5 protein-coding genes are annotated in these 5,488 nt (G+C 69.3%); 1 reads left to right on the plus strand and 4 read right to left on the minus strand.

Annotated elements, in window-relative coordinates; genetic code table 11:
* Positions 1-50 precede the first annotated feature (50 nt).
* Positions 51-1,817 (minus strand): proteasome ATPase, encoded by a 1,767-nt coding sequence (gene arc, locus ACWGH4_RS30310; RefSeq protein WP_441265405.1) that lies wholly within the window; start codon positions 1,815-1,817, stop codon positions 51-53.
* A gap of 264 nt (positions 1,818-2,081) precedes the next feature.
* Here arc and ACWGH4_RS30315 point away from each other — a divergent pair, with 264 nt between their 5' ends.
* Positions 2,082-2,393: a ferredoxin gene (locus ACWGH4_RS30315; RefSeq protein ID WP_441265406.1), complete on the plus strand. Its 312-nt coding sequence runs from the start codon at positions 2,082-2,084 to the stop codon at positions 2,391-2,393.
* Positions 2,394-2,408: 15 nt separating this feature from the next.
* Here ACWGH4_RS30315 and ACWGH4_RS30320 read toward each other — a convergent pair whose 3' ends face one another.
* The 3 genes from ACWGH4_RS30320 to ACWGH4_RS30330 all read right to left on the minus strand — a co-directional run bounded on the left by ACWGH4_RS30320 (position 2,409) and on the right by ACWGH4_RS30330 (position 5,337).
* Positions 2,409-2,990 (minus strand): hypothetical protein, encoded by a 582-nt coding sequence (locus ACWGH4_RS30320; RefSeq protein ID WP_453466534.1) that lies wholly within the window; start codon positions 2,988-2,990, stop codon positions 2,409-2,411.
* A gap of 202 nt (positions 2,991-3,192) precedes the next feature.
* The gene (locus ACWGH4_RS30325) at positions 3,193-4,080 is read right to left on the minus strand and encodes a tRNA (adenine-N1)-methyltransferase (protein WP_005319518.1); all 888 of its coding nucleotides are present in this window, start codon (positions 4,078-4,080) and stop codon (positions 3,193-3,195) included.
* Between the two features lie 18 nt (positions 4,081-4,098).
* Complete coding sequence (locus tag ACWGH4_RS30330; protein WP_453466536.1) at positions 4,099-5,337, minus strand: site-2 protease family protein; 1,239 nt, start codon at positions 5,335-5,337, stop codon at positions 4,099-4,101.
* Positions 5,338-5,488 lie beyond the last annotated feature (151 nt).

Consider the following 5,488-nt stretch of genomic DNA (forward strand, 5'->3'; position numbering starts at 1 on the left):
TCCCCCTGCCTTCGGCGGGGGACCGCCGGCATCCGCAGCCGGTGTGCCTTTTACAGGTACTGACCGGTGTTCGCCACCGTATCGATGGAACGGCCGGTGTCCGCGCCCTGCTTTCCGGTGACGAGGGTGCGGATGAAGACGATCCGCTCGCCCTTCTTTCCGGAGATGCGGGCCCAGTCGTCCGGGTTGGTGGTGTTGGGCAGGTCCTCGTTCTCCTTGAACTCGTCCACGCATGCCTGGAGGAGGTGGGAGACGCGAAGGCCCTTCTGGTTGTGGTCGAGGAAGGCCTTGATGGCCATCTTCTTGGCCCGGTCGACGATGTTCTGGATCATCGCGCCGGAATTGAAGTCCTTGAAGTAAAGGACTTCCTTGTCGCCGTTCGCGTACGTGACCTCGAGGAAGCGGTTCTCCTCGGACTCCGCGTACATCTGCTCCACGACCGACTGGATCATGGCGTGTGCGGCGGCTTCCTTCGATCCGTTGTGCTCGCCGAGGTCGTCGGCGTGCAGCGGGAGCGAGGGGGTCAGGTACTTGGCGAAGATGTCCTTGGCGGCCTCCGCGTCCGGACGCTCGATCTTGATCTTGACGTCGAGCCGGCCGGGCCGCAGGATCGCGGGGTCGATCATGTCCTCGCGGTTGGAGGCGCCGATGACGATCACGTTCTCCAGGCCCTCGACACCGTCGATCTCGGCCAGGAGCTGCGGGACGATGGTGTTCTCCACGTCCGAGCTGACGCCGGATCCACGCGTGCGGAAGAGGGACTCCATCTCGTCGAAGAAGACGATGACGGGAGTGCCCTCGCTCGCCTTCTCACGAGCACGCTGGAAGACCAGGCGGATGTGGCGCTCGGTCTCACCGACGTACTTGTTGAGGAGCTCGGGGCCCTTGATGTTGAGGAAGTAGCTCTTCCCCGCGGGCTGACCGGTCACCTCGGCGACCTTCTTGGCAAGGGAGTTGGCGACGGCCTTGGCGATCAGCGTCTTGCCGCAGCCGGGCGGGCCGTAGAGCAGGATGCCCTTCGGCGGCCGCAGTTCGTGCTCCTTGAAGAGATCGGGGTGCAGATACGGGAGCTCGACGGCGTCGCGGATCATCTCGATCTGGCCGCCGAGTCCGCCGATCTTGTCGTAGTCGACGTCGGGGACTTCCTCGAGGACGAGCTCCTCGACCTCGCTCTTGGGGATCACCTCGTAGACGTAACCCGAGCGGGGTTCGAGCAGAAGGGCGTCCCCGGGCCGGATGTTCATCTCGAGCAGCGGCTCCGCGAGCCGCACCACCCGCTCCTCGTCGGTGTGGCCGATCACCAGGGCGCGCTCGCCGTCCTCGAGGATCTCCTTGAGGGTGACGATGTCCCCGGCGCGCTCGAACTCCATGGCCTCGACCACATTGAGCGCTTCGTTGAGCATGACTTCCTGGCCGCGCCGGAGCTCTTCGAGCTCGACGCTGGGGCTGACGTTCACCCGGAGCTTGCGGCCCCCGGTGAAGATGTCGCACGTGCCGTCCTCGATCGCCTGCAGGAAGACACCGAAGCCGGCCGGCGGCTGCGCGAGCCGGTCGACCTCCTCCTTGAGGGCCACGATCTGGTCGCGGGCCTCACGGAGTGTGTTGGCGAGCCGCTCGTTCTGAGCGGACACGCCGGCCAGGTTGGTCTGCAGCTCGACGATCCGCTCTTCGAGAATCCTCGTGTGTCGCGGAGAGTCGGCGAGCTTGCGGCGCAGGACGGCGATTTCCTGCTCGAGATAGGCAACCTGGCCGGCTGGGTCTTCAGACCCCCGCCCCGGCCGGATGCCGCGGTTGATGTCGTCGTCGTGGGCTGCCACGGTCCTCACCTCCTCCAAGGGGAGCTGGACGCTTCCTGACCCTACCTGTGTGGGTGGTGATTGAAACCCCTAGATCACAAAGACGGAAGGGGTGTGTCCGATCTTCACCCTTGCGCTCTTGCTCCTGCGAGGGGAATACCCAGGGGATACCCACCCAGCAACATCGGAAAGCGGGCGGTTGTATCGTCGAAGCGTTCAACACCCGTCAACAGCGGCACGACTTGCATCACAGAGCCACGCCCGACGAAGGAAACGGCAGGAGATATGACCGTGCAGCACGAGGTTCCCACCGACGGCGCCGCCGACGCGCTCGAGGTCTGGATCGACCAGGACCTCTGCACCGGGGACGGAATCTGCGCGCAGTACGCCCCTGAGGTCTTCGAGCTCGACATCGACGGCCTCGCATATGTGAAGTCGGCCGACGACGAGCTGCTCCAGGCCCCGGGAGCCACAACGCCGGTGCCGCTGCCGCTGCTGAACGACGTGGTGGACTCCGCGAAGGAGTGCCCGGGCGACTGCATCCACGTGCGTCGGGTTTCGGACAACGTCGAGGTCTACGGACCCGACGCCGAGTGACGGATCACATACGGGTCAGGCGCCGAGCGCCTCGGCCTGGGTGCCGCGGAGGAACTTGCCGCCCTGCCACTGCCACTTGACCCGTTCCTTCTCGTCGGGGCAGCAGCTGGGCACGGCGGCCGACGAATAGCCGAGCAGGGTCGCCGTGATGGTCCGGTCACGTACCGCGAGCTCGCCGACGCTCTGCTTCCGCGCGGGCTCGACCAGGGTGGCGACCACTCGTGGCTCGCCGTCACGGCCGCCCGCCAGTACATAGAGCCCGCTGGGCGGCGTGCCGGAGCCGGCGTCGCAGCGGGCGGCCACCACGGTCTCGGGACTGCCGTCTCCGTCGAGGTCCCCCGTCGCCTTCTTCGTGACCACGCTCGGGAGTCCGCCGCATTCGATGGGCAGCCGTACGGCCGCGGGGTCCGGTGCGGGAGCGGCGGCCGCGGCCGTCGTGGTGCCGGGGCCGGCGCCGGGCTGGGAGGCCGTCGCGGCGTCGGGCTGGAGCATCCCCGCCCCCGCCACCACCGCGGCCATCGCCGCCGCCGTGGCCAGCCAGTGCACGGGGCGGGCATGGGTGTGCGCGAGGTCCGGAACGGCGACGGAGTTCTGCACGCGAGTGGTCTCCTGAGGGGGCTCAGCCGGTGGGGGTGGCCAGCATCGTGCCATACGTCACAGAGGACCGGAACAGCGGGGTCCGTAAGACTGGGGTAAAGGTGCGCGGCGGCCAACATGACGAAGCCGCCGTCGAGTTCGGTGCGGGGCACGGGAACTCGACGGCGGCGTCCGTGCGTTACGGGCGGTCGGCGACGGCCGGTCAGCCCTTGTTGGGGCCCTCGTAGTCCTCGCCGTAGGCGCCCTTGGCGGGCCGGCGGCGGCGCATGGGGGGCTCGACGCCATCGGCGAGACGGCGGGCCGTGACCAGGAAGCCGGTGTGGCCGATCATCCGGTGGTCGGGGCGCACGGCGAGGCCCTCGACGTGCCAGTTGCGGATCATCGACTCCCACGGCTGCGGCTCTGCGAAGCAGCCGATCTCGCGGATGGACTCGACGGTGCGCGCGAGCTGGGTGGTGGTGGCCACGTAGCAGCAGAGGATGCCGCCGGGGACGAGCGCCTTGGAGACGGCCTCGAGGCACTCCCAGGGGGCGAGCATGTCGAGGATGACCCGGTCGACGTCGGCGTCGGTCAGGTTGTCCTGGAGGTCGCCGACGGTGAGCTGCCAGGCCGGGTGCGGGCCGCCGAAGTAGCGCTCCACGTTCGCCTGGGCGATCTCGGCGAAGTCCGCGCGGCGCTCGTAGGAGTGCAGCATGCCGTGGTCGCCGATGGCGCGCAGGAGGAAGCTGCTGAGCGAGCCGGAGCCGACCCCGGCCTCCACGACGCGGGCGCCGGGGAAGATGTCGGCGAAGGCCAGGATCTGCCCCGCGTCCTTGGGGTAGACCACGGCGGCACCGCGGGGCATGGACAGGACATAGTCGGGGAGCAGGGGGCGCAGCGCGAGGTAGGCGACGTTTCCCGTGGTTCGGACAACACTGCCCTCAGGAGCGCCGATCAGCTCGTCGTGGGGGAAGGAACCCTTGTGGGTGTGGAAGTTCTTCCCGGCCTCGAGCGTGAACGTGTAGTGGCGTCCCTTGGGGTCGGTGAGCTGGACCTGGTCCCCGACCTTGAAGGGCCCGCGACGGCGGGCGGCACCGGTCGGTTCGGACATGTGACCAGTGTATGGGCTTCAGGAACCGGGCCGTGCCATGGCGGCGACGAAGGCCCTCTCGACGTCCGCGGCGGACAGCACGCCGTAGATCTCGCCGGACTCCTCGACCACGAGGTACTCGGTGGCCGGTGCGGCCCGCAGGGTGTCGAGGAGGGCCTCTCCGGCGAGTTCCGCGGGGATCTTCATGCCTTCGGTGAGGTCCTGTGCCAGGCCGCCGACGGCGACCCAGGGCCTGCGGTGCTCGGGAACGCCGACGATGGCGGCCTCGCGGACCAGCGCGGTCGGGTCGCCGTGGCCGTCGACGACGACCAGGGCGCGGGCGCCCGCCTCGTTGGCCCGGCGCAGTGCCTCCGACAGCGGGGTGTCCGCCTCCACGGGGACGGCGCGGCGGGTCAGTGCGCGGGCGGCCAGTTCCGGCAGGTGCTCCCGCAGGCGGGCCATCCGCAGGCTGTTGCCGGCGCCGGTCCAGATGATGGCGGCCAGGATGGCGGCCAGCAGGGCGTCGGTGACGGTCTCCGCCCCGCCGATGTCCTCGGTGGAGTTCCCGAGGGCGCCGGTGTGGGTGAGGAGCGGCAGGCCGATGAGGACGGCGACGGCGAGCGCCCGGCCGACCCACGCGGCGGCGACGGTGCCGGCCATGGGCCTGCCGGTGATCTTCCACACGACGGCGCGCAGCATCCGGCCGCCGTCCAGGGGCAGACCCGGCAGCAGGTTGAAGGCCGCGACGATGAGGTTGGAGATCATCAGGCCCGCGAGGAGCACGCCGGGGACGGTGCCGGGCTCCACCGCGTACATGCCGAGGTAGAAGACCCCGGCCAGGGCGAGGGAGAGCAGCGGTCCGACGAAGGCGAGCCAGAACTCACGGCCCGGCGTCTCGGTCTCCTTCTCGATCTCGGAGACGCCGCCGAAGAACTGGAGCTGGATCCGGCGCACCGGAAGCTTGAACCGGAGCGCGGCGACGGTGTGGGCCAGTTCATGGACGAGGACCGAGGCGTAGAAGGCCACGGCGAAGAACAGCGAGACGAGGTAGCGTGCGCCGCCGAGCTCCGGCAGCACGCGGTCGAGCTGTCCGCCGAAGACCCAGGTGATCAGGGCGGCGACGACGAACCAGCTGGGGGCGACGTAGACGGGCACGCCGAAGGGGCGGCCCATGAGCAGGCCACCGCCCGGCTCGGCGGGGCGCCGCGGTCTGCCCTTGCCGGACGTCTTGTCCGGCCCGGACCGCTCGCGCTCACCGCTCGTGTCGTCCTCGTTCACGGGTTCCCTTCGGGGCGAAATGGGGTCGTTGCGAATGGTCGTCGCTCGAAATCATGACGTGCTCGGGGTCTGTGGTCGATGGTATGCCGCTCGCTGTCGGTGGCGGGCCGTAGGGTCTGCGTCATGAGTACGAGCCAGCAGCCCGCAGAGC

The organism is Streptomyces sp. NPDC054847 (assembly GCF_053610925.1).

Coding starts and splice junctions, on each gene's coding strand:
- ACWGH4_RS30315 (WP_441265406.1), top strand. CDS start 2,082: ATGACCGTGCAGCACGAGGTTCCCACCGACGGCGCCGCCGACGCGCTC.
- ACWGH4_RS30325 (WP_005319518.1), bottom strand. CDS start 4,080: ATGTCCGAACCGACCGGTGCCGCCCGCCGTCGCGGGCCCTTCAAGGTC.